The following is a 21852-nucleotide window of genomic DNA, read 5'->3' as shown; positions in this document are numbered from 1 at the left end:
TCACTTCGTCATCGGGGATCGCAGGGCGCGGGTGCGTGCAGTCGACGGTACCTGCGCCACACAGCCGGGAAATGCCGCTGGGGCCGGCTGCCTCACGGCAGCCGGCCCCAGCGTGTGGATCACTTCTTCAGAGCCAGCATCCGACGGCCGCCGAAACCGGCAGCGGCGGAGGCCAGGGTGACACCGGCGATACCCCACAGGAGCGGGTTGCCCATGCCGCCGTCGACACCGGAGTCGACCACAGCCGGGGGCTCAGTCGGGTCCGGGTTCGGGCCGGGGCCCGGGCCCGGGTCCGGGTTCTCGGGCTCGCCCACGCGGAAGCTCGCGTTCGGGCCACAGGTGACCTGACCGATCTCACCGGAGAGGAACGAGGCGCCGATGAAGGCCTGGGCGGCCGGCAGCACCTGCAGGTCCAGGGCGGTGACCTCGATGGCCGCGCCGTTCTGGCTCTTGACCTGCTTGTTCAGGGTGATGTCGAGGATGTTGTCCTCGAGCGGAGCGAGCGCGTCGGCGAGCGGCGCGATCAGCATCTTGACGATCGTGTCCTGGATGGGCTGGATGATCGCGCTCAGGGGAGCCAGGGCGCCCATCAGGGTCTCGTTCAGGTTGACCTCGACCGCGTCGAGGACCGTGTTCAGCACGACGTCGAGGTCGGTGATCACGTGCGTGTTCGGCGGCGGGTTGGCCGGCAGCTTCACCAGTTCGACCGACGTACCGGCGAGGCTCAGCGTCAACGCCGAGTCGACGATGTTCGCGGTGCCCTCGGCGCTACCGGGGCGCGCGGTGCACTTGGCCTGGACCGCGCCCAGGGTGCCCTGGATGCCGGTCTCGCCCAGCGGCGCGAGGCCGTTGGAGATGGCCTGGGTCAGCGGGCCGACCAGAAGGTCCATGATCGGCTGGAGAGCCGACAGCGGACCGAGAGCCGACTTCGGGTCGATCAGGATCGAGCCGGTGAGGTCGAGGTTGGCGATCGAGACGCCGACGGGCTTGCCCGGCGTGATGCGGGCGGACTCGCCGACCTGGGCGACGGCGCCGGCGGTGCCGCCGTCGCCGGCGATGCCCGAGCACGCGGCGGAGATGCCGTCGCGCTTGGTGCCGTTCTTGTCGACCGTCGTGGCGGCGCTCTGCGCGAGCACGCCGACGTTCAGCAGGTTCTGGTTGCCGAGGACCGCGATGGGCGGGTTGGAGGCACCGGTGATGGTCTCCTTGCCCTCGTCGCTCCCGTTGTTCACGCGGGTGGCGGTGATGGTGCCGGTGTCGGCACCGGTACCGGCGATGGCGAGCTCGAGCGCCTTGGCGCTCGACTGCGCGACGGTCTTGTCGGCAGCGCTGGCCATGGTCGTGGGCGTGAGCGCCAAAGCGCCTGCCGCAGCTACGGCAGCCCAGCGGAGGGATCTGGACATAAGGGGGGACCTCCCAAGGTCATCTGCGATGAAAGTCGCGGCAGAGTTCGGCCGTAGGTTACGGCAGATCACGGGCGTTACGCCAAACCAGGGATCAACCTGAGACCCAGGTCACGATGAGGTCACGGCGGTATGGGCCGTGCTGTGGCGTGAAACTATCCGACCGGCCAATTACCGCGGTCTCATTGGTCTAGACCTGTCACACCTGTCACACCCATCTCAGATGTGTCCAGGAGTATCGCGCACACGGCGCTGCACCGGCGGCGCGACACGCCGTTCAACTGTCGACGTCGACGACGATCTTGCCGAGAGCTCGCCGCTCGTCGAGGTCCACCAGCGCGCGACCGAAGTCGGCCAGGCCGTACCCGGTGCTGACGGGCGGCGCGACGTCGCCCGCGCGCATCATGGGGACGAGACGCTCCCACTGCTCGTGCATGTAGCCGGGGCGCACCATCGCGTAGGCACCCCATCCCGCCCCGCGGACGTCGATGTTGTTGAGCAGCAGCCGGTTGACCTTGACCTGGGGGATCCCCTGGCCGGCGGCGAAGCCGAGCACGATCAGTCGACCACCCGTCGCCAGGCTGCGCAGTGAGTCGGTGAAGACGTCGCCGCCCACGATGTCGGCCACCACGTCGACGCCCCGTCCGTCGGTCAGCTCCAACGCCGCGTCCTTGAACCCGTCGATGAGGACGGCGTGGTCGGCCCCAGCGCGGCGAGCGACGTCCGCCTTGGCCTCGGTGCTCGTCACGGCGATCACGGTCGCGCCCATGCCGCGCGCGACCTGGATCGTCGCCGTGCCCAGCCCTCCGGCGGCGCCGTGCACGAGCACCGTCTCACCCGCGCGGAGTCCGGCGCGTTCGTAGAGGGCGAACTCGGCGGTGAGGTAGTTCATCGGGAGCGCGGCACCCTGGTCGAGGCTCACCTCGTCGGGCAGCGCGAAGGTCCACGACTGCGGCACCGCGACGAACTCTCCGGCACCTCCGTTGCCGACCACGCCGGCCACCCGCTGGCCCACCTCGAAGCCCGGGCCGCTCACGACCTCGCCGGCGACGTCGACGCCGAGAGTGAACGGAAGCTCCGGTCGCACCTGGTACTCGCCGCGGCTCATCAGGAGGTCGGGGAAGGAGACGCCGACCCGGCGTACGCGGACGAGCACCTCGTCAGGTCCGGCGACGGGCTGTTCGACGTCGCGGACGACGACGTCGTGGGGGCCGGTCAGGTCGACGACTTGGGCTGCGCGCACGCCGACGAAACTACCGGGGCCAACCAGGAGCGCGGACGGGTGACGCGCCGTCCGGCGCCCCGGGAGGCGGTGGTGGGAGTCGGACCTGGTCAGCCCGGTCGGACGATCTGGGCCAGCTCGAAGTGCATCGGGTCGGTCCACCGCCAGTCGCCGCCCCATCCGAAGCCCCATCGCTTGAAGATCGCGACGACACCGCGGTCGATCTCGCCGACCGTGCCGCGCTGGTTGCCCGGCACGTTCAGGTCGAGAGCCAGCCCGAAGCTGTGGTTGGACAACGTGCTGCTGCCCGCGATGAAGCGCGGGTAGTAGCAGCCGGCGTACTGCTCGGGGTGGATCTCGTCGGCCAGACCCTGCTGCACGATCTCGGTCAGCGCGGCCCGCAGCTGCGGGAAGATCGCCTTGTTGCAGGTCACCGAGCCGAGGATGGGCACTGTCTCGGTCGTGATGTGCTCGCGCACCCAGTCGGGGTCGGGCGCGATCCGGCCACCCCCGATCGGGGTGTAGGTGAAGACGCCGACCGCGTCGGCGAAGGATCCGACGAGCACGGCGGTCTGGTAGGCGTCGGGGTCCAGCCCGAACCGGGCGACCGCGTCCAGGTTCTGAACCGAGGCACGCGGTCCCAGCAGTCGCGTCAGCGGTTGACGGAGGGTGTCCGGGGCGGTGAGGCCGGTCGAGAGGACGAGGGCGTTGCGCTCGACGATGCCGAGCTGCTCGCCGACGGCCGTGTTGACCACCAGGTCGATCTGCTCGGCCTGCGGAGCCCAGGCACCCACGTGCAGACGCATCGCCCTGGAGTCGGCGCCCAGACGCAGGTACCCCTCGTCGTCGACGGGCAGCCGGCGGCGCAGGTCCGCGCTCGCCGCGATCTCGCCGCCCGCCACACGCCTCCACTGCTCGTCGAGATCGGCACTGGAGGAACCGGTGAACCGCCGATAGCTGGCGATGTCGACGGCGGCCACGGTGTAGACGGTGCTCTCGATGGCCACCTGTCCCACGGACAGCACCGACGAGGCACTGACGCCGTCCAGCGCGCCGATCGCGCCGACGACCTCGTCGGAGAGCGTCTGCTGAGCGGACACCAGGATGTCGGCGGGGACGATCGCGTCCTGGCTGCGACGCGGTCCGGGATAGTCGACGGTCAGCTGCTCGGGGGCGTCGCCCGAAGTCTGGGGGATGCCGAGATCGGACCCGGAGCCGGTCGTGCCCGCCGGATCCCGGTTCGCGTCGACGTAGCCGGGCGGAGGCGACGGTGCGCACGCGACCAGGGCGCAGCACATCGCCACCCCCGCCACGACACGCTTCATCGGCCCTCCGTCGACGTCGTCCGCGTCCCCCGTCGGCGCGACACCTGCAGGATAGGTCGGCGCGGGAAGACCGAAGTTGAGCGGCCCTCGACGACAGGCGTTCGGCGTGGCCCATCCGAGTTCGGTTCGGCATCGAATCTCCGGTGATGAGCGAACGACGCCCCCTCGACCGACGGTCGCACGACCAGCGCCTGCGCGAGCACGTCGAGCGCCTCGGTGCCGAGCACCCGCCACTGCGCGTGGACGACGTCGACTTCACCGTGCGCGACGCCCGCGTCCTCGACGACCGGTTCGGTCACGTGCTCGACTACATGGCCCGCGTCGAGCTCGAGGTCGACCGCAACGTGCTCGAGCTGACGGCGATGCTCCCCGACCCGCCCGAGGTCGACCGGCACTTCTACGCCGATGTGTGGCAGCCGCAGGAGGTGCAGCACGGTCGCATCCTGGACCGCCTCCAGGTCGAGCTCGGCCGGCCGCCGGCGGTGACCGACACGACGTCGGTCGGCGCGAAGCTGCGGGTGCTCGGCGCGCTGGCCCACCTCGACGCGTTCCAGGACGTCGTCCGGATGCTGTACTACCTCACCGGCATGTCGACCGAGCGATCCGCGGTGCTCGCCTACAACCTCCTGCACGACGGACTCCTCGAGCTCGGCGAGCGGGCCGTCGCCGAGACGGCGATCGCGCCGATCAAGCGACAGGAGCCGGGGCACTACGCCTTCTACCAGCTCTCCGCCCGTGGCCTGTGGAGCACGCTCGCGCCCTGGCAGCGCTGGTTGGTGCGGCGGTTGCGGGAGCGATCATTCGGCCCGGTGGGCGTCAACGATCGTGACCAGCTCGCCGACTTCGGCGACGTCATGAACGCGCTCGCGATCTCCGAGCGGGCCGACGACTTCGTCCGTCAGGTCACGCGCGTGGAGTCTGAGCTGCTGTGGGCGCACCGCGCCGGGCTCGGCGTGCCCGGCTACGTGGTGAGGGCCTTCTCCGACGCCGTCGAGCTGGCCCGGGCTCGGGCGGCCTGATCCGGGCTCAGCCGAGATCCACCGATTGTCGGCGGATCTCGGCTCAGGCCAGCACGCGGCGGGCGATCCAGGCGATGTCGGCGGCCGTCTCCGCGGGCGTCCCGCTGGGCTGCATGATGTGACTGAGCACCAGGCGCACGACCATGTCGATCGCGGCGTCGAGCTCGGGCTGGGCGATCGCGATGCCGTAGGGCCCGACCCGATCGCCGATCACCGCCTTGGCGACGGTGAGCAACGAGGCCGAGTGCGCCGTCAGCAGCGGCAGCAGCTCGGTGTCGGCACCGTGCGGGGCGGAGACCACGGCGTGCAGCAGCGGGTTGTCCTGCGCGTGCTCGAGCACGGCCTCGGCCGCCGAGGCGATGGCGGCGACCAGGTCCGTGGGGTGGGCGTCGAAGGCCAGGCTCACCACGCCCATGAACCGGTCGAGCTCGCGCAGGATCATCGCCTCGGCGAGGCCGGCCTTGGTGCCCATCTCGTTGTGGACGGTCTGCCGACTGACGCCGACCTCGTCGGCGAGCTTCGCCATCGTCACGTAGGACCACCCACGGTCGACGGTGAGCCGCACCGCGGCGTCCACCATCCGCTCGCGGGTCGTCGACGCCGGCTTGATCACGCTCAGGAGGCTAGGAGATCGCGCAGGGACGGCGAAATGCCGGTCGACCGTCGGCCCCTGCGCGACCTCCGCACTCATGCGCGGCTCGGCTCCCTCAACCGACGAGGGTCAGCGCGAGCACCGGGCAGGCCTGCGTCGCGGCGTGCACGTGCGCGCGATCGGCCTCCGGCACCTCGGAGCGGACGACGTGCATCTCCTCGTCGTCGTCGAGCTCGAAGTAGTCGTTCGCCATCGCCTCGCACATGCCGAGGCCCTCGCACTTGTCCCGATCGACGTGGATGCGCGGCATCACAGACCACCGCCCGCGGACGCCGTCCGGTCGAGGTCGCTGACGTCGATCGGCACGAAGTCGACCTTCTCCCGCACACCGCAGTCGGGGCAGCACCAGTCGTCGGGGATGTCCCGCCACGCGGTGCCGGCGGCGAAGCCCTCGAGCTCGTTGCCGACCTCGACCTCGTAGGTGTAGTTGCAGCCGGGACAGCGCGCGGCGAGCACCTCCTCCACGGCGCCGGGGGTGACGTCGACGCCGGGCGCCGTCGCAGTGGCAGCGGCACCCGTGGTGAGGGTGGCCGCGGCGCCGTAGCGCGCGAGGACCCGCTCCCGCTTGCGCGGGTGGATGTTGGCCCTGGTCATGTCGCCGCCGTAGTGGGCGACGACGCGTGGGTCCATGACGCGACGCCAGATCGGCGGGAAGAGGGCCAGCACGATCATGCCGGCGTAGCCGGTCGGCAGCACCGGGCTCTCCTCGAAGTCGCGCAGGGTCTGGTAGCGACGCGTGGGGTTGGCGTGGTGGTCGCTGTGTCGCTGCAGGTGGTACAGCAGGACGTTGGTGGCGATGTTGTTGGAGTTCCACGAGTGCGACGGGTCGACGCGCTCGTAGCGCTGACGCTCGCCCGTGCCCACCTTCTGTCGCAGCATCCCGTAGTGCTCCATGTAGTTGACGACCTCGAGCAGCGAGAAGCCGACGATCGCCTGCAGCACCAGGAACGGAATGGTCTGGACGCCGAGCCAGGCGACGATGGCGCCCCACAGCGCAGCCGTCATCAGCCACGCGTTGAGCACGTCGTTGCCGAGGTGGAACGGATGGGTGTCCTTGCGGGCGTAGCGCTTCTTCTCCAGGTGCCAGGCGCTCTTGAGGGAGCCGCCCACCGTGCGCGGCCAGAACTGGTAGAAGTTCTCGCCGAACCGGCTGCTCGCCGGATCCTCCGGCGTCGCGACGCGCACGTGGTGACCCCGGTTGTGCTCGATGTAGAAGTGCCCGTAGGCCACCTGGGCCAGGGCGATCTTGGAGAGCCAGCGCTCGTTCGCCTCGCGCTTGTGGCCCAGCTCGTGGGCGGTGTTGATGCCGATCCCACCGATGCAGCCGATCGAGACCGCCAGACCGATCTTGCTGATCAGTCCGAGCTCGTCCTGGATGCCGAACGGGTCGCCGTGCACGATCACGTAGAAGGCGCCGACGAACGCCGCGTACTGGATCGGCAGGAAGAGATAGGTGATCCAGCGGTAGTACTTGTCGTTCTCCAGTGCCTCGATCACGTCGTCCGGGGGGTTGGCGCGATCCAGCCCGACGACGAGGTCGAAGGCCGGGACCACGCCGAGGATGACGACGGGTCCGATCCAGAACCAGAAGCCCCACCCGGTGGCCAGCCACGCGCCGTAGGCGATGAAGGCGAGGGACGGCACGACCAGGCCGATCAGCCACAGGTAGCGCTTCTTGTCCTTCCAGGCCTCGGTGGACCCTTCGGGGACGGTGCTGTTCACGGTGCCGCCGGCTGCGGGGGCTGCCGTGGGGTCTGGGGCTTCGGTCGCCATCGACCTACCTCCTCATCTGGGAACGCGCCGGCGGCGCACTGCTTGACAGGAGGCTAGGTCTTGTCAAGCGTCTTGACAAGAGCTCGTGAAATGTAAAGTGAGCGCGATCACATCGGTGCCCAGCCCGGTTCGTGACCGAAGTCGTGCGAAGCCCTCGGCGCGGGTCACAATGTCGCCCGCGATGTCGATCCTCTTCCACAGCCCGGACGCGCAGGCTCCGGACGCTCCCGAGACCACACCGCGGCGTGGGCCGCGGTGGCATCGCCTCGTGCTCGTCGCGCTCCTGTTCGGATTGATCGGCGCGGGAGCCGGCGTCGGCGCACGGCTGCTCCTGGCCGAGCCGTCTCGCGAGCAACCCGCTCCACAGGTGACCTGCTGGGACGGCGAGGCCCGCCCCCGTGTGGAGTGCGGGATGCCCACCGGCGCGAACGGACTGCGCTGGGTCTATCCCTCGCTCCGACCGCACAGCCCGCGGTGCTCCCTGGTCCGGTACGCCGACGACAGCGTTCTGCGCCCGACCGAGTACCAATGCTTCACCTGGCTGCAGGGCGACCGTGTCCAGATCACCTACAGCCGCCGCACCACCGCTCAGCGCTCGCTCTCCTACCTCGCCAAGGTCTACGCGGGCGTGGAGGCGGAGACCTCGGCGGACGGCGAGCGCCTCACCTACCGGCCCACCGGCAAGCGCGGCGGGCACTACGAGCTCACCGAGCTCTACATGCGGTATCCGTTCAGCGTCACCGTGCGCGCCGACACCGTGGAGCACCGCGATCTCGCCCTGGCCGCGATCGTGCAGTCGCGACCCGTCGAGGAGATCTCGGTGCGGCCCGACCCGGCGCCCCGACCACGTTCGCGGCGGTAGCGCGGGCCGAGCGGGCGGGGACCTGCTCGCACTTCGTCGGGCGTGCCGGGCGGGCGGTGATCTACGGAGGTTCTGAGCGTCGGAGAGCCGGCGCAGGTCACCCCCGCCCCGCTGCAACGCCGCTGAGATCCTCCGCTACTCACTGCCCCGCCGGCGGGCGGGCAGAGGGAGCGGCCACTCCCGGCCACTCCGCCTTCTCAGTGGCCGGCGATGGCTGCGGCGACGGCCTTGGGAACGTCGGGGTGGAAGACGGTCGGGATGATGTAGCTGGGGTTCAGCTCCTCGTCGCCCACCACGCGCGCCACCGCGTCTGCGGCCCGCAGCAGCATGTCGACGCTCACCTCGTGCGCGCCGGAGTCGAGCAGGCCACGGAAGACGCCGGGGAAGGCGAGCACATTGTTGATCTGGTTCGGGTAGTCCGACCGACCGCTCGCCACGACGGCCGCGTACCGGCCCGCTTCGGCGGGATCGACCTCGGGATCGGGGTTGGCCAGTGCGAAGACGACCGGGCTCTCGGCCATCTCGCCGATCCAGGACGCCGTCAGGATGCCCGGAGCGCTCACGCCCACGAACACGTCGGCGCCCTGCAGCGCATCGCGCAGGTCGCCGGTCACGCGCCGCGGGTTGGTCGCCTGCGCGAGCTGTCGCTTCGCCTCCCCGAGACCGGGCAGGTCGGGCACGAGGCAGCCCTCGCGGTCGTAGACGACGACGTCGCGCGCGCCGGCCGCCAGCATCAGCGTGACGATGGCCGTGCCCGCCGCGCCCGCTCCACTGACGACGATCCGCACATCCGGCAGCGACTTCTCCACCACCCGCAGCGCGTTCGTGAGCGCGGCGAGCACCACGATCGCCGTCCCGTGCTGGTCGTCGTGGAAGACCGGGATGTCGAGGCTGGCACGCAGGCGCTGTTCGATCTCGAAGCAGCGCGGAGCGGCGATGTCCTCCAGGTTGATGCCCCCGAAGCCGGGCGCGATCATCTCCACGGCGCGGACGATCTCGTCGACGTCCTGGCTGGCCAGGCAGATCGGCCACGCGTCGATGTCGGCGAATCGCTTGAAGAGTGCGGCCTTGCCCTCCATCACCGGCAGTGCGGCCTCGGGGCCGATGTTGCCCAGGCCGAGCACGGCGGACCCGTCGGTGACCACCGCGACCGAGTTGCCCTTGATCGTCAGCTTAGGCACGTCCTCGGGGTTGTCGGCCAGCGCCTGGCTGACCCGACCCACGCCCGGGGTGTAGGCCATCGAGAGGTCGTCGCGTGTCTTGAGCGGCACTTTCGAGGAGACCTCGATCTTGCCGCCGATGTGCAGCAGGAACGTGCGGTCGCTGACCTTGTGGACGTCGACCCCGTCGAGCACACCCACGGCGCTCTCGAGCACCGCGGCGTGGTCGGCGTCCACCGCCGAGCAGGTGACGTCGATCCGCAGCCGGGTGTGGCTGGACTCGACGACGTCCAGGGCGGTGACGATGCCCCCCGCGTCGGAGATGGCCGTCGCGACTGCGCCCACCACACCGTGGTCGGGCGAGGTGTGCAGTCGCATCGTGATGGCGTACGACGAGGTGGTGGCGGTCTTCGGCACCCGACCACTCTCGACGGCAGCCGGGGTTACTACCAAGTCACTCCGCGCTTTCGGTCGTTGCGACCGACGTCACCAGGTGACCGTCAGGCGCTGAGCGCCTTCTCGATGTCACCCGCGAGCTTCTCGGGCTTGGTCGTCGGGGCGTAGCGGTCGATGACCTGACCGTCCTTGCCGACCAGGAACTTGGTGAAGTTCCACTTGATCTTGCCGCCGAGCAGACCGCTCTTCTCGCTGCGGAGCCACTGGTAGACGGGATGGGCGCCGTCGCCGTTGACCTCGACCTTGCTCATCATCGGGAAGGTGACGCCGTAGTTCTTCTGGCAGAACGCGCCGATCTCGGCCTCCGAGCCGGGCTCCTGGTGACCGAACTGGTCGCAGGGGAAGCCGACGATGGTGAAGCCCTGCGAGCCGTACTGGTCGTAGAGCGCCTGCAGACCCTCGTACTGCGGGGTGAAGCCGCACTTGGAGGCGGTGTTGACCACCAGGACCACCTGACCGGAGTAGGTACCGAGGTCGACCTCCGCTCCGTCGAGCGAGGTGGCGTTGAAGTCGTGGAGCGTGCTCATGGAGCGAGTCTGACACGCGACGTGACACGCGGACAGGCTCTCTCAGGTGAGACGTCGATGCGAGGTCGCGCCGATAGCGGCTATCTCCTCGTCGGACCAGCGGTCGTGGTGGACGACGTCCTCGAGCGGTCGGCGCGTGCGCGGCCGCTCCTCGCGCTCGAGGTCGCGCGTCAGCGCCTCGTCCCCGTCGGCGCTGCGCAGGGCATCGGGCAGACGCGCACCGATCGCGATGCCCGTCATCACGGCATGGTGCTCGGGCACGCCGAGCGCCACCCTCACCGCGTCGCGGTCGAAGCCGGCGAACTGATGGGCGTGCAGGCCCAGCGCGCGGGCCTGCAGCGTGATGTGCGCCGCCGCCTGCCCCAGGTCGTAGTAGGCGTACTCCGCCGGCGTCGACTTCTCCTCACCCGGTGCGGGCGCGATCTTCGTCGTCGTCACGAACACGACGGAGGCCCGCCTGACCCACCCGTTGCCCCGGCTCAGGTGCGGCGTGAACAGCGCGTGACCCTCACTCCCGCGCCGCAGCGCCACGAACGACCAGGGCTGGCTGTTGCCGAAGCTCGGCGCCCACTGCGCCGCGCGGAGCAGTGCGTCGAGGTGCTCGTCGCCGACCTGGTGCTCGGGGTCGAACACCGACGGGCTCCAGCGTGAGCGCAGGGGCTCGCTCAGCACCTCGGCACCGGGCATGGGGGCGGGCTCGGGCATGGTCACGCGCCGATCCTGGCAGGTGGCTGGCGGGGTCGTCTCGTCAGCGCATCTCGCGCGCACCCTGCTCGATGGCTTCGCGGATCCGCACGTAGGTACCGCAGCGGCAGATGTTGCGGATGCCGTCGAGGTCGGACTCGCGCAGCGCGCGGCCCTCGCGCCTGAGCCGCTTGACCAGGGCGACGGCGGCCATGATCTGCCCTGGCTGGCAGTAGCCGCACTGGGAGACGTCGTTCTCGAGCCAGGCGCGCTGCATCGGGTGGAGCCCCGAGCCCGACGAGGTACCGGGCAGGCCCTCGATGGTGGTCACCTCGTCGTCCGCCTTCAGCTTGCCCACCGGCACCGCGCACGGGTTGAACGCCTTGCCGTTGATGTGGGAGGTGCAGGCCTTGCACACGTTGATCCCACAGCCGTACTTGGGCCCGGTGACCCCCAGCAGGTCGCGCAGCACCCACAGCAGGCGGACGTCGTCAGCGACGTCGACCGTGACGGTGCGGCCGTTCAAGACGAAGGTCTGCTTCGGCATCGTCGTCTCCTCCTCGGGCGATCAGTTCGTGCGCTGCAGGCCGTTGGACGGCGACTGCGGGACGGGCGGGATGAACGGCTTGGGGCGGAAGGAGATCTCGCCGTGGTTGATCGGCAGGTAGGACGGCGTCGTGCCGGTCGCGCGAGCGTAGGCGCACGCGACGGCGGCGGCCGAGGTTCCGACGGCGGCCTCGCCGGCGCCACCCGGGGTCCGCGAGTCCGACTCCATGATGTGCACCTGGACCTCGGGCGGGACGTTCCACTGCCGTGTGTAGAAGTAGTTGTCCCAGCTGGCCTCGAGGAACCGACCGTCGCGCAGGTGGCAGCTGCTGGTCAGGGTGAGCGCCAGCCCGTCCATGAATCCGCCCTGCATCTGAGCCTCGAGCCCGCGGGGGTTGATCACCAGCCCGACGTCGACGGCGATCACGGCCTTGGTGACCCGGGGGCCGGTGACCGTCTCGGGGCCGAGGTCGCGCTTCACCGTCTGAGGGCGGCAGTCGAGCTCGACGAGCACGGCGGTGCAGCCCTTGTACTCCTTGTGGATCGCCACCCCCTGCGCCACACCCTTCGGCAGTCGGCGCCCCCACTTGCCGTGCTTGGCGACGGTGCGGAGTGCGGCCCTGACGCGCTCGTCCTTGAGGAAGTCGAGCCGGAACTGCACCGGGTCGCTGCCGACCGCGGCGGCCAGCTTGTCGACGGTCAGCTCCGCGGCCACCGCGACGTCGGGGGAGTAGATGTTGCGCATGCTGCCGGTGCTGAACCGGTCGTCGACCTCGTTGAGCAGCTGCGTGACGAGCCCGAAGTTGTAGGGCAGCTGCTGGGTGAGCAGGAAGATCGATTGGGAGAAGCCGAGCCCTCCCAGGCCCGTGGGCAGCTCGTCCGCGGTCTGAGTGAGGATCTCGCCGAGGCCGTGGCTGAAGTCGGTGACGACGCTGGTGTGGCGCTGCTCGAAGGTGAGCACCTGTCCGCCGGCCACGGTCGCACGCACGCGCGAGGTGCACATCGGGTGGAGGCGGCCTTGTCGCGGCTCGTCGGCGCGGTGCCACATCAGCTTGACCGGCACGCCCATCGCCCGGGAGACCTGAGCCGCCTCGATCGCGTGGTCGCCGAAGAGCTTGTGACCGAAGGAGCCACCGCCCATCACGACGTTGACCTTCACCTTGTCCTGCGACATGCCGAGGGCCAGCGCGATGTTCTGCTGCGCCAGGATCGGCACCTTCAACCCGGCCCACACCGTCGCGCTGTCGGGCCGGACGTCGGCCACGGCGCAGTAGGGCTCGAGGGCAGCGCTGCTGCGGAAGGCGAAGACGACATCGGTCTCGACCGTCTTGGCACCGACCGGGATCTTCGGGACGACGAGCGGCAGCTCGGCACGGCGCAACTCGGCCAGGATCGTCGCGTCGGACTCGCCGTCGGCCGGGCCGGGGTTCCAGTCGACCTTCATCGCGCGGATCGCGTCGATGCACTGGCCGAACGTCTGCGCGCGCACGGCGATGCCCGTCTCGACCTGCGCGACATGCGTGACGCCGGGCATCCGCAGGATCTCCGCCCGGTTGCGCAGGCCTCGCGGGGTCCCGCGGTGCTGCGGTGCGCGGCAGACCATCGTCGGCAGCGCGTTCGGGATGTCGAGGTCCATCGCGAACTTCTTCTCGCCGGTCACGGCATCCCGTGCATCGGTGCGGTTGTGCGGCTTGCCGATCACGGTGAACTCCGACTCGGGCCGCAACTGCACCTCGACGGCGCGCACCACGCTGCTGGCGGCCTTGACGGCGAGGTCGCCGAACGTGGCCTGGTTGCCGAGCGTGTCGCGGACGACGCCGCCGGTGGCGATCAGCCGGTCCGCGTTCGTGCCGAACAGGATCGCCGCGGCGTCCATGAGCTGCTGGCGTGCGAGCGCGGCGGCGACACGGATCGGGGTGTAGGTGGAGAAGGTGGAGTTCGAGCCACCGGTGAGCTGATTGAAGACCAGCTCCGGGCGCGCCGGTGCCAGGGTGACCTTCACCTTCGAGACCGGGAGCCCGAGCTCCTCGGCGATGATCATCGCCGTCGAGGTGACGATGCCCTGACCGACCTCCATGCGGGGGAGCTGGAAATTCGCCGTGCTGTCGGGGTTGATCGTGACGGTGATCAGCTGGGAGGTCGCCAAGGCGGAGTCGGTCTGCAGGTCCTCGAGGTCGTAGAGGTCGGCGATCTGCGGCGCGGACGGGATCGCAGCGGCTGCTCGCGGTGCACCCAGGCTCAGGTCGGCGCCGACGACGAGGGTGCTCCCGGCCAGGACGTAGCCGAGGAAGCCGCGGCGTCCCACACCTGCGCCTCCGCCACCACTGCCGCCGTCCGGTGCGGTCGGGTCGCTTCCGATGCTGCGGTCATGCTGGATCGTCATCGTGCCTCCTGGAGCGTGTGGACGGCGAGCGGTCGCACTGGCGGGTCGGTCGGGGCGTCGGCGGTGGTGCGGGGGGCATGCACGGGGCTGTCGAGCTGGGTCAGCGGACGACCGGTGCCGCCCCACCGGCGCGCGACGATCTCGGCGGCGATGCTGACGGCGGTCTCCTGCGGCGTCCGTCCACCCAGGTCCAGTCCGATCGGGCTGGCCAGCCGCCCCAGCTCGACGTCGCTCGACCCGGCCTCGCGCAGCCGGCGCAGTCGGTCCTCGTGGGTCCGTCGCGATCCCATCGCGCCTACGAAGGCGACAGGCAGGCGCAGGGCGAGCTGCAGCACCGGCACGTCGAAGCGCGGTTCGTGGGTCAGGACGGCGATCGCGGTGCGTGGATCGAGACGCCCGGCGTCCCGTTCCGCAGCGAGGTAGCGGTGCGGCCAATCGGTGACGACGTGCGCCCCGGGGAAGCGCTCGGCCGTCGCGAACGTGGCACGGGCATCGCACACGGTGACCTCGTAGCCGAGGAAGGCACCGACCTCGGCCAGGGCGGCGGCGTGGTCGACGGCGCCGAAGACGATCAGCCGGGGCGCGGGCGCGAACGTCGTCACGTGCACACGCAGCCCCGTGCCACGCCGCTCGCCGTCCGGTCCGTAGGTCAGCGTGGCAGAGCGCCCAGCGGCGAGCAGGCCCCGCGCGTCGTCGATGACGGCGGCGTCGATGCGGGGCGTGGCCAGCTCGCCGTCCGCTGCGGTCGCGGTCAGCACCATCCGGTGCCCCACGACGTCAGCATCGGGGTGCTCCACGACCGTGGCGACGGCGACCGAGCGGGCCTCGACGCGGGCGGCGGTGACGAGGTCGAGCCGGGCGAAGGTGATGGGGTCGATCCGGGAGACGAAGACCTCCACGGTGCCGCCGCACGTCAGCCCCACCTGCAGACCGGCCTCGTCGGAGACGCCGTAGCGCGCGAGCCGCGCCGGCCCCCCGTCGAGCACATCCAGGGCGATCTCGTGGACGGCGCCCTCGACGCATCCACCCGACACCGAGCCCACGACGGAGCCGTCACCTCGCACCAGCATCGAGTCGCCCACCGCTCGCGGCGCCGAGCCGACCGTCTCGACGACGGTCGCGACCGCGACCGCGTCCCCGCGCTCCCACGCGCAGGTCAGCGCGGGCCAGACGTCGTGCACTCAGGCGCTCCTCGTCAGGGGTGTGGGGGTGACGATGGCGTGGGGGTGCATTCGACACTAGGGCCTCATGTGATCGACGTCACCACCCCCCGCCAGATCGCCGCACTCGACCCGCTCGAGTTCCCCCGCGTGCTCGTCGAGGTAGTCGCGAGCGCCTCGGTCACCCTCGACAGCGGCCGCGATCGACCTCCAGTGCGCGCGGCCGAGCAGCACCGGATGACCCGGAACTCCGGCGTAGACGGCGCGACGCAGCAGGTCGGGGCGCGCCTCGGCTACGAGACGGCGCACGACGTCCGGGCCGACGTCGGGCAGATCGACGAGGTGCACCAGCGCCGCGCTCGGGGTATCGGTGCGGGCACCGGCGTCGGGGGTCGCGGAGGCCGAAGAGCCGGCGAGCAGCGCTGCCAACCCGGCGCGCAGCGACGCCGACTGGCCCTGCTCCCAGTCGGGCGCGACGACGACCTCGACCGGCTCGGCGTCGCCGATCGCCTCGTCCGCGGAGGCCAGCAGCGCCCGCGCCTCCACGGCGCCGGCACCGAGGACGACGACCACGCGGCTGCACCCGCCGTCGAGCAGCACCCGAGTCGCGCGCGGGAGCCACGCGCCGTCGTCGTCGACGACGAGCGCCTTGGGCCGGCCCATGCGCCGTCCGGCGCCCGCGGCGAGCAGCAGTCCGACGACGGTCATGGCCTGGTGGGGTCGGGCCTCAGGTGATCGTCATGCCGCCGTCGACGGGCAGCGTCTGGCCGGTGATGTAGCCGGCGGCGTCGGAGGCGAGGAAGACGACGGTCGCGGCCAGCTCGCGCGGATCGCCCTTGCGGCCCGCCGGGATGCGCGCCTGCTGCGACTCCAGGTAGCCGGGCGGGTACTGCTCGGTCATCTCGGAGGTGAAGAAGCCGGGCGCGATCGCGTTGACGCGGATGCCCTTGCGACCCGTCCACTGCTGGGCGAGATCGCGGGTCAGTCCGATCAGCCCGGCCTTGGAGGCGGCGTACGCGGCCTGCGGCAGCCCGGCGGTGGTGATGCCCAGGACGCTGGAGATGTTGATGATCGAGGAGCCGGGCTGCATCACGCGGCCGCATGCCTGGGCCATCCAGTAGCAGCCGTTGAGGTTCACGTCGATGACCTGCTCGAACTGCTCGGTGGTCTCGCGCGTGGCCGGGACGGCGGTGCCGATGCCGGCGTTGTTGACCAGTACGTCGACGCGACCGAACTCCTCCATGGCCAGCGCGACCAGGTTGCTGCACGAGGCGGGATCGGCCACATCGGTAGCGACGCTGAGTGCCCGCCGGCCTGCCGCCTGGACGAGGCCGGCGGTGTCAGTGAGCCGGTCGACGCGGCGCGCACCGAGAGCGACGTCCGCGCCCGCCTCGGCGAGGGCCTGGGCGAAGGCGACGCCGAGACCGCTCGAGGCGCCGGTCACGACCGCCACCTTGCCGTCGAGACGGAACAGGTCGGTGATCGACCCGGCCGGGAGACCCGCAGAGGTCGGGGGCGTGGTCGGGTGCTCGGTGCTCACGCGACCGAGCCTTCCACACCAGGGGAGACGTGCGCCGCTCCGCGCCCGTCGTCGCACCTCAGGTCGCGACGCCGCCCGTCGTGGTGCCCTCGTTCCTCGCATCCGGTGGTGTCGCCGCCGGGATCGCTCCACCGCCGGTGGTCAGGGTGTGCCGACGTCGGAAGCCCGGCGCCGTCCACGTCGTCGTCAACGGGATCGGGCCGTTCGGCAGCCACGGCTGCTCGGCGACGCAGTCGCGCACGTCCCATGTGCCGCGCTCGACGACGCCCAGCGCGGCGTCGATGACGCGGTAGTGCTGCGGCGGGTTCGCCCACGGTGTCGCCTGCGACTCGCAGTAGGCGACGACGAGATCGCCGGGTTGCAGGCCCAGACGGCGTTGGACGGCCGCGACCAGCCGCTCGTCGTGGAGATGTCCGTCACCGAAGTTCCAGCCCACGATGGTGTTGGCGACGAACTCACCCTCGCGCACGACCCGGCCCTCGAGGTCGTCGAGGTGCTCGTAGAGCACGGAGAAGAGTCCGCGACCCTGGCTGTGCATCGCGCGCCAGGCCAGGGCCTTCTGCAACGTCACCTCGGCGTCGTCGCGGGTGTAGGGCATCGGGTTCATCCGCTGGAGCTGGTCGATCTGGTTCTCCACCAGCGGCAGCTCGCCCAGCCGCTCCTCGATGCCCGGACGCATCGCCCAGACCGCCGAGGCCCAGTTGCCGGCGTACTGACGCATGGAGGGCAGGAACGAGACCAGGTCGGGACGGAGGTTCCCCAGCACCGGACCGAAGCAGAGCAAGGCGAAGATCGGCACCAGCAGCAGCGGCTCGGAGAAGTCCCAGATGTTGTACGTCGAGGCATCGAAGCCCGCGCCGGCGTCGGTGCCCGCCCAGAGCACCAGGGCGATGTAGCCGAAGTAGACGTTCCACTCCAGGGGTACCGCGAGCGGGAAGGTCGAGGTGATGAAGATGTGGAAGATCAGCATCGCCACGGCTCCGAGCAGCGCGACGGTGTCGTTCGTCGTCACCAGCAGCACGATCGGGATGAGCACCTCGACGGTCGTCCCGCCGACATGCCCCATGAACCAGGCGAACCGCGAGGGACGGAGGTCCTCGGGGGCGTCGCGGTAGTGCAGACGCTTGACGACGTTCAGCTGCCCCGGGCTGTTGGAGACCATCGGCGGCACGACGTTCTCGAAGTGATGGCCGAACTTGGACACACCGGCCCCGATCCACACGAGACAGATGACGATCTTGAACGCGATCACCAGGTTCACGAAGTCGGTCGCCTGTGCCTCCTCGCGCATCGCCAGAGCGCCGAGGGTGGCCGAGAAGAGCATGATCGGCAGGTACTGCTCGGAGCGGGCGGCGAGGAAGACCACCTTGTCCCGCAGGCCCATCAGCGGCATGAGCACCAGGATCGGCACGAAGGCCACGGGCGGCACCAGCTCCTGCGGCCCGGTGCCGACCGGCAGCGCCGAGACCGGCTCGGCGTCCAGCAGCAGCGGGTAGGCCAGCGCGGCGAGCACCGCCAGGTACAGCACGACGTCGGCGACGGTGCGGGTGTCGCCGCCGGTGAGTGGAACGTGGCGGCCCCAGGGCGCCATGCGGATGGTCCCCGGGCGCAGCCAGTAGCGGATGTTGCCGAGCATCGGCACGAAGTGGCCGCACAGCGGCCCGAACGCACCACCGAGACCGATGACCTCCAGGAGCATCAGCCAGATCGCCAGCTTCTGGTAGACCACGATGTTGTCGAACCAGGTGCTCGGATCGGTGAACTGCACGAACTCGGTGGTGGCCGAGGTGATCGCCAGGCCGACGGCGAAGTAGAGCCCCAGCATCTTCAACACGTAGACGACATGCAGCACCCGCGGCGTGCCGAAGCCGTCCTCGACCCAGTTCGTCGTCAGGATCCGCAGGCGCTCTCGCAGCGGCAGCGGCAGGAACTCCTCGGGCGCGACCGGCGGCGGCGACGGCGTGATGAAACCCATGGTCAGTCTCCTGAGCTCGCGTACGGGCCGGCGTCGGCCCGGACCCGGATTGTGGAGCACGCGGGCACGAAGCGCGAGGGTCCGGCGCGCCCTCCCGGACGTGCGTGCGCGTGCCGACCCTCGCGAGAAGGTGCTGGACCCGTTCCGCGGGTCGGTCTCGACACCACTGGGAGCGTGGCATGCAGAAGGGCCCCGGATCACCGACCCGGGGCCCTTCCGACTGGTGCGCGAGGGGGGATTTGAACCCCCACGCCCTTTCGGACACTGGCACCTGAAGCCAGCGCGTCTGCCGTTCCGCCACTCGCGCAAGTAGCCGGGCAAGGCTATCCCAGGCGTTTCGGAGTGGCCAAACCGGGCCTGCGGCGTGGCGGCGCGCCGAGGGTGATGCCGTCGCTCGCTACGATCGACGCCGACTCCCGGTCGTCCGACCGGCGGTCGGCATGCCTTCGCTCCCCCCGGGGCACACGCCGACCGACAACCAAGCCGGAGCAGGTGAGCCGGAGTGAGGAGGTGCGGCCCGTGGGCGGACTCCACCGTTTCGAGCAGCGCCTCGAGTCGATGATCTCCGGTGCCTTCGCGCGCACGTTCCGCAGCGCCGTCCAGCCCGTGGAGATCGCAGCCGCGCTCGAGCGCGAGGTGGACAACAACGCCCAGATCCTCTCTCGCGACCGGCGCCTGGTGCCGAACGCGTTCCACGTGGAACTGGCCAGGACCGACCTCGACCGGCTGGCCCCCTACGACTCCGCCCTCGCCGGCGAGCTCATCGACCAGCTGCAGAAGCACGCCGTGGGCCAGGGCTACGTCTTCCCCGGCCCCGTGCAGATCGGCTTCGAGCCGGCGGAGGACCTCACCACGGGGCGCTTCCGCATCCGCAGCGAGGCGCTGGCCAAGGTCACCCACAACGCCACCCACACCCAGGTCCGGCGGGCCCGGGCGCTGGTCGAGGTCAACGGCACCCAGCACCCGCTGCAGCCGCCGGGCCTGGTGATCGGTCGCGGCACCGACGCCGACATCCGGATCAACGACCCGGGCATCAGTCGCCGTCACGCGGAGTTCCTGGTCTTCGAGGATCGCGACGGCGGCGACCCGCGCATCGAGGTGCACGACCTCGGTTCGACCAACGGCATCACCGTGGACGGCGCCAAGGTCCCGCGCGCGACCCTGTACGACGGCGCGCAGGTGCGCATCGGCACCACCACGCTGACCGTGCGCGTCGTCGATGAGAACTCAGGAGGCCCGTGGGGTGTCTGAGCTGACCTTCTTCCTGATCCGTGTCGCCTACCTGGCGGTGCTCTGGATCTTCGTGCTCTCGGCGATCTCGGTGATCCGCTCGGACATGTTCGGCGCCCGCGTGCCCGAGGGGGCGCGTCCGCGCGCCGCCAAGCCCGGCAGGGCCGGGCGTCAGGGCGCTGCGCCGAAGCCACGTCGCGGCTCGCCCACCCACGTCGCCGTCACCCAGGGGAGCAACGCAGGCATCACGGTTCCGTTGGAGCGCGCGCCGATCCTGATCGGGCGCGGCAACGACGCCGCGATCCGCCTCGACGACGACTACGTCTCGACGCGGCACGCGCGCATCGCCGCCTCCGGTGACCAGTGGTTCGTGGAGGACCTCGGCTCCACCAACGGCACCTACATCGGCAGCGTCCGGATCACCCAGCCGACCACCATCTCCCTCGGCACCCAGGTGCGGATCGGCAAGACGATCCTGGAGCTGCGCAAGTGACCATCCCCGCAGACGACCAGCCGGAGGGCGCACCCGTCGCTCCCGCGGAGCCGGCGACCTCCGAACCTCCCGCGGCCGACTCCGCGCCCGTCACGGAGACCGCGGAGAGCCCCCTCGCACGCGACGCCTCCGGACCGGCGGCGTCCGCCCCGCTCCTGCTCCACTACGCCGCGATCTCCGACGTCGGTCGGGTGCGCAAGGACAACCAGGACTCCGGCTACGCGGGACCATGGCTGCTCACGGTGTGCGACGGCGTGGGCGGCGCGGCCCGCGGCGACGTCGCCTCCAGCACGGCGATCGCGAGCCTGCGAGCCCTCGACGACGCGCCGACGACCCCGGACGGCAGCGACCTGCTGCGCCGTGTGACCGACGCGCTGCACAGCGCCCACGAGTCGATCGGGCACCTGGTCGACCAGGATCCCGCCCTCAACGGCACCAGCACGACCGCGACGGTCGCCCTCTTCGACGGACGCCGGGCCGCGATCGGCCACGTCGGCGACAGCCGTGCCTACCTCTTCCGCGAGGGCGAGCTGAGCCAGCTCACCACCGACCACACGCTGGTGCAGAGCCTGATCGACGAGGGCCGCATCACCGAGGCCGAGGCCCGGGTGCACCCGCACCGCAACCTGATCCTCAAGGCGCTCGACGGCATCCACGAGGCCGAGCCCGACGTCTACGTCATCGAACTGGTGCCCGGTGACCGGCTCTTCCTGTGCAGCGACGGCGCCAGCGGCGTGCTCGACGACGGCCGCCTCGCCGACATCCTCTCGATGGGGACACCGGACTTCGCCGCCGTCGAACTGGTGCGCGCCAGCCTGGAGGCGGGCAGTTCCGACAACGTCACGTGCCTGGTCGCCGACGTGCTCGACGTCGAGTCCGCGGCGGCGCTCGACGTCGCCGAACTGGAGCCCCAGCTGGTCGGCGCGGCCGCCGAGCTGCGCCGCCGCCTGCCGCGCGCGCTCTTCCGGGGTCATCGCTCGGGCGACACCGGCGAGATGGAGCCGATCGACGCCGAGATTCCCGATGACATCGGGTTCGCCATCCCCAGTGACCCGATCATCGACCTCGACCCCGAGGCCGCGCGGTACGCACCGCGCGCCCCGCAGCGCTACGCCTGGGCACGCCGTCTCCTGGTGCTGGTCGTGGTCGTCGGCGTCGTCTGGCTCGCCGCGGCCGGCGCCTGGTCGTGGATCCAGCAGCAGTACTACGTCGGCAGCTACGACGGCCGGGTCGCGATCTTCCGCGGCGTGGATGCCTCGCTGCCGGGTGTCGACCTCTCCGAGCCCGTCGTGGTCACCGACGTGACCCTGGAGGAACTCTCCGACGTCGACCGCAGCGCGGTGTCGAACGCCATCGCGGTGGACGATCTCGCCGACGCCCGGGACAAGGTCGAGGCGTTGGCGGCGAACCGTCAGCCGACGACGACCGAGGACACCGACTGA

20 protein-coding genes and 1 tRNA gene are annotated in these 21852 nt (G+C 70.7%); 5 read left to right on the top strand and 16 right to left on the bottom strand.

Annotated features, from left to right (window positions below; genetic code table 11):
• Positions 1-119: 119 nt before the first annotated feature.
• The 3 genes from KSO97_RS06490 to KSO97_RS06480 all read right to left on the bottom strand — a co-directional run bounded on the left by KSO97_RS06490 (position 120) and on the right by KSO97_RS06480 (position 3950).
• Positions 120-1337 carry a hypothetical protein gene (locus KSO97_RS06490; protein WP_232677267.1) on the bottom strand — a complete coding sequence of 406 codons (1218 nt, stop codon included), beginning with the start codon at positions 1335-1337 and terminating at the stop codon, positions 120-122.
• A 343-nt stretch (positions 1338-1680) separates the two neighbouring features.
• Positions 1681-2646: an NADPH:quinone oxidoreductase family protein gene (locus tag KSO97_RS06485; RefSeq protein ID WP_232677266.1), complete on the bottom strand. Its 966-nt coding sequence runs from the start codon at positions 2644-2646 to the stop codon at positions 1681-1683.
• An 89-nt stretch (positions 2647-2735) separates the two neighbouring features.
• The gene (locus KSO97_RS06480; protein ID WP_232677265.1) at positions 2736-3950 is read right to left on the bottom strand and encodes a M15 family metallopeptidase; all 1215 of its coding nucleotides are present in this window, start codon (positions 3948-3950) and stop codon (positions 2736-2738) included.
• 146 nt (positions 3951-4096) lie between these two features.
• On the opposite strand from KSO97_RS06480, the gene KSO97_RS06475 reads away from it, so the two are divergent.
• Complete coding sequence (locus tag KSO97_RS06475) at positions 4097-4969, top strand: GTP-binding protein LepA (RefSeq protein ID WP_232677264.1); 873 nt, start codon at positions 4097-4099, stop codon at positions 4967-4969.
• Between the two features lie 43 nt (positions 4970-5012).
• On the opposite strand, the gene KSO97_RS06470 is transcribed toward KSO97_RS06475, so the two are convergent.
• The 3 genes from KSO97_RS06470 to KSO97_RS06455 all read right to left on the bottom strand — a co-directional run bounded on the left by KSO97_RS06470 (position 5013) and on the right by KSO97_RS06455 (position 7394).
• Positions 5013-5582: a TetR/AcrR family transcriptional regulator gene (locus KSO97_RS06470; protein WP_232677263.1), complete on the bottom strand. Its 570-nt coding sequence runs from the start codon at positions 5580-5582 to the stop codon at positions 5013-5015.
• A 94-nt stretch (positions 5583-5676) separates the two neighbouring features.
• Positions 5677-5871 carry a ferredoxin gene (locus KSO97_RS06465; protein ID WP_232677262.1) on the bottom strand — a complete coding sequence of 65 codons (195 nt, stop codon included), beginning with the start codon at positions 5869-5871 and terminating at the stop codon, positions 5677-5679.
• Positions 5871-7394, bottom strand: coding sequence for a fatty acid desaturase (locus KSO97_RS06455; protein WP_269782091.1), 1524 nt, complete (start codon positions 7392-7394; stop codon positions 5871-5873). Before KSO97_RS06455 ends, KSO97_RS06465 begins: the two co-directional genes overlap by 1 nt.
• A 181-nt stretch (positions 7395-7575) precedes the next feature.
• On the opposite strand from KSO97_RS06455, the gene KSO97_RS06450 reads away from it, so the two are divergent.
• Positions 7576-8256 carry a hypothetical protein gene (locus KSO97_RS06450; protein WP_232677261.1) on the top strand — a complete coding sequence of 227 codons (681 nt, stop codon included), beginning with the start codon at positions 7576-7578 and terminating at the stop codon, positions 8254-8256.
• A gap of 197 nt (positions 8257-8453) precedes the next feature.
• On the opposite strand, the gene KSO97_RS06445 is transcribed toward KSO97_RS06450, so the two are convergent.
• The 10 genes from KSO97_RS06445 to KSO97_RS06400 all read right to left on the bottom strand — a co-directional run bounded on the left by KSO97_RS06445 (position 8454) and on the right by KSO97_RS06400 (position 18994).
• Entirely contained in the window at positions 8454-9794 is a 1341-nt protein-coding gene (locus KSO97_RS06445; protein WP_232677383.1) for an NAD-dependent malic enzyme, read from the bottom strand.
• Positions 9795-9916: 122 nt separating this feature from the next.
• Entirely contained in the window at positions 9917-10399 is a 483-nt protein-coding gene (locus KSO97_RS06440; protein WP_232677260.1) for a glutathione peroxidase, read from the bottom strand.
• A gap of 42 nt (positions 10400-10441) precedes the next feature.
• The gene (locus tag KSO97_RS06435) at positions 10442-11104 is read right to left on the bottom strand and encodes a nitroreductase family protein (protein ID WP_232677381.1); all 663 of its coding nucleotides are present in this window, start codon (positions 11102-11104) and stop codon (positions 10442-10444) included.
• 43 nt (positions 11105-11147) lie between these two features.
• Positions 11148-11630, bottom strand: a complete 483-nt coding sequence (locus tag KSO97_RS06430) for a (2Fe-2S)-binding protein (RefSeq protein ID WP_232677259.1) — start codon at positions 11628-11630, stop codon at positions 11148-11150.
• A 21-nt stretch (positions 11631-11651) separates the two neighbouring features.
• Positions 11652-14012 (bottom strand): molybdopterin cofactor-binding domain-containing protein, encoded by a 2361-nt coding sequence (locus tag KSO97_RS06425; RefSeq protein ID WP_232677258.1) that lies wholly within the window; start codon positions 14010-14012, stop codon positions 11652-11654.
• The gene (locus tag KSO97_RS06420; RefSeq protein WP_232677257.1) at positions 14009-15193 is read right to left on the bottom strand and encodes an XdhC/CoxI family protein; all 1185 of its coding nucleotides are present in this window, start codon (positions 15191-15193) and stop codon (positions 14009-14011) included. Before KSO97_RS06420 ends, KSO97_RS06425 begins: the two co-directional genes overlap by 4 nt.
• A 57-nt stretch (positions 15194-15250) precedes the next feature.
• Positions 15251-15880 (bottom strand): NTP transferase domain-containing protein, encoded by a 630-nt coding sequence (locus tag KSO97_RS06415; RefSeq protein WP_232677256.1) that lies wholly within the window; start codon positions 15878-15880, stop codon positions 15251-15253.
• 19 nt (positions 15881-15899) lie between these two features.
• Positions 15900-16712 (bottom strand): SDR family NAD(P)-dependent oxidoreductase, encoded by an 813-nt coding sequence (locus KSO97_RS06410; protein WP_232677254.1) that lies wholly within the window; start codon positions 16710-16712, stop codon positions 15900-15902.
• A gap of 58 nt (positions 16713-16770) precedes the next feature.
• The gene (locus KSO97_RS06405; protein ID WP_232677253.1) at positions 16771-18687 is read right to left on the bottom strand and encodes a DUF3556 domain-containing protein; all 1917 of its coding nucleotides are present in this window, start codon (positions 18685-18687) and stop codon (positions 16771-16773) included.
• A gap of 221 nt (positions 18688-18908) precedes the next feature.
• A tRNA-Leu gene (locus KSO97_RS06400) sits at positions 18909-18994 on the bottom strand.
• A 212-nt stretch (positions 18995-19206) separates the two neighbouring features.
• On the opposite strand from KSO97_RS06400, the gene KSO97_RS06395 reads away from it, so the two are divergent.
• The 3 genes from KSO97_RS06395 to KSO97_RS06385 are packed head-to-tail and all read left to right on the top strand — an operon-like array spanning position 19207 to position 21852.
• Entirely contained in the window at positions 19207-19938 is a 732-nt protein-coding gene (locus tag KSO97_RS06395) for a DUF3662 and FHA domain-containing protein (RefSeq protein ID WP_232677252.1), read from the top strand.
• Positions 19931-20410 carry an FHA domain-containing protein gene (locus tag KSO97_RS06390; protein WP_232677251.1) on the top strand — a complete coding sequence of 160 codons (480 nt, stop codon included), beginning with the start codon at positions 19931-19933 and terminating at the stop codon, positions 20408-20410. Before KSO97_RS06395 ends, KSO97_RS06390 begins: the two co-directional genes overlap by 8 nt.
• Positions 20407-21852 (top strand): PP2C family serine/threonine-protein phosphatase, encoded by a 1446-nt coding sequence (locus tag KSO97_RS06385; RefSeq protein WP_232677250.1) that lies wholly within the window; start codon positions 20407-20409, stop codon positions 21850-21852. Before KSO97_RS06390 ends, KSO97_RS06385 begins: the two co-directional genes overlap by 4 nt.

It is taken from the genome of Nocardioides sp. R-C-SC26, from assembly GCF_021246465.1.
GTDB lineage: Bacteria > Actinomycetota > Actinomycetes > Propionibacteriales > Nocardioidaceae > Nocardioides.
This window is presented reverse-complemented; position numbering and strand designations above follow the sequence as displayed.

Bases quoted from the DNA above. Each gene is read 5' to 3' on its own strand.
- KSO97_RS06445 (WP_232677383.1), bottom strand. From the start codon at position 9,794: ATGCGACTGCACACCTCGCCCGACCACGGTGTGGTGGGCGCAGTCGCG.
- KSO97_RS06490 (WP_232677267.1), bottom strand. From the start codon at position 1,337: ATGGCCAGCGCTGCCGACAAGACCGTCGCGCAGTCGAGCGCCAAGGCG.
- KSO97_RS06425 (WP_232677258.1), bottom strand. From the start codon at position 14,012: ATGACGATCCAGCATGACCGCAGCATCGGAAGCGACCCGACCGCACCG.
- KSO97_RS06480 (WP_232677265.1), bottom strand. From the start codon at position 3,950: ATGAAGCGTGTCGTGGCGGGGGTGGCGATGTGCTGCGCCCTGGTCGCG.
- KSO97_RS06440 (WP_232677260.1), bottom strand. From the start codon at position 10,399: ATGAGCACGCTCCACGACTTCAACGCCACCTCGCTCGACGGAGCGGAG.
- KSO97_RS06405 (WP_232677253.1), bottom strand. From the start codon at position 18,687: ATGGGTTTCATCACGCCGTCGCCGCCGCCGGTCGCGCCCGAGGAGTTC.
- KSO97_RS06435 (WP_232677381.1), bottom strand. From the start codon at position 11,104: ATGCCCGAGCCCGCCCCCATGCCCGGTGCCGAGGTGCTGAGCGAGCCC.
- KSO97_RS06430 (WP_232677259.1), bottom strand. From the start codon at position 11,630: ATGCCGAAGCAGACCTTCGTCTTGAACGGCCGCACCGTCACGGTCGAC.
- KSO97_RS06465 (WP_232677262.1), bottom strand. From the start codon at position 5,871: ATGCCGCGCATCCACGTCGATCGGGACAAGTGCGAGGGCCTCGGCATG.
- KSO97_RS06455 (WP_269782091.1), bottom strand. From the start codon at position 7,394: ATGGCGACCGAAGCCCCAGACCCCACGGCAGCCCCCGCAGCCGGCGGC.
- KSO97_RS06475 (WP_232677264.1), top strand. From the start codon at position 4,097: ATGAGCGAACGACGCCCCCTCGACCGACGGTCGCACGACCAGCGCCTG.
- KSO97_RS06415 (WP_232677256.1), bottom strand. From the start codon at position 15,880: ATGACCGTCGTCGGACTGCTGCTCGCCGCGGGCGCCGGACGGCGCATG.
- KSO97_RS06450 (WP_232677261.1), top strand. From the start codon at position 7,576: ATGTCGATCCTCTTCCACAGCCCGGACGCGCAGGCTCCGGACGCTCCC.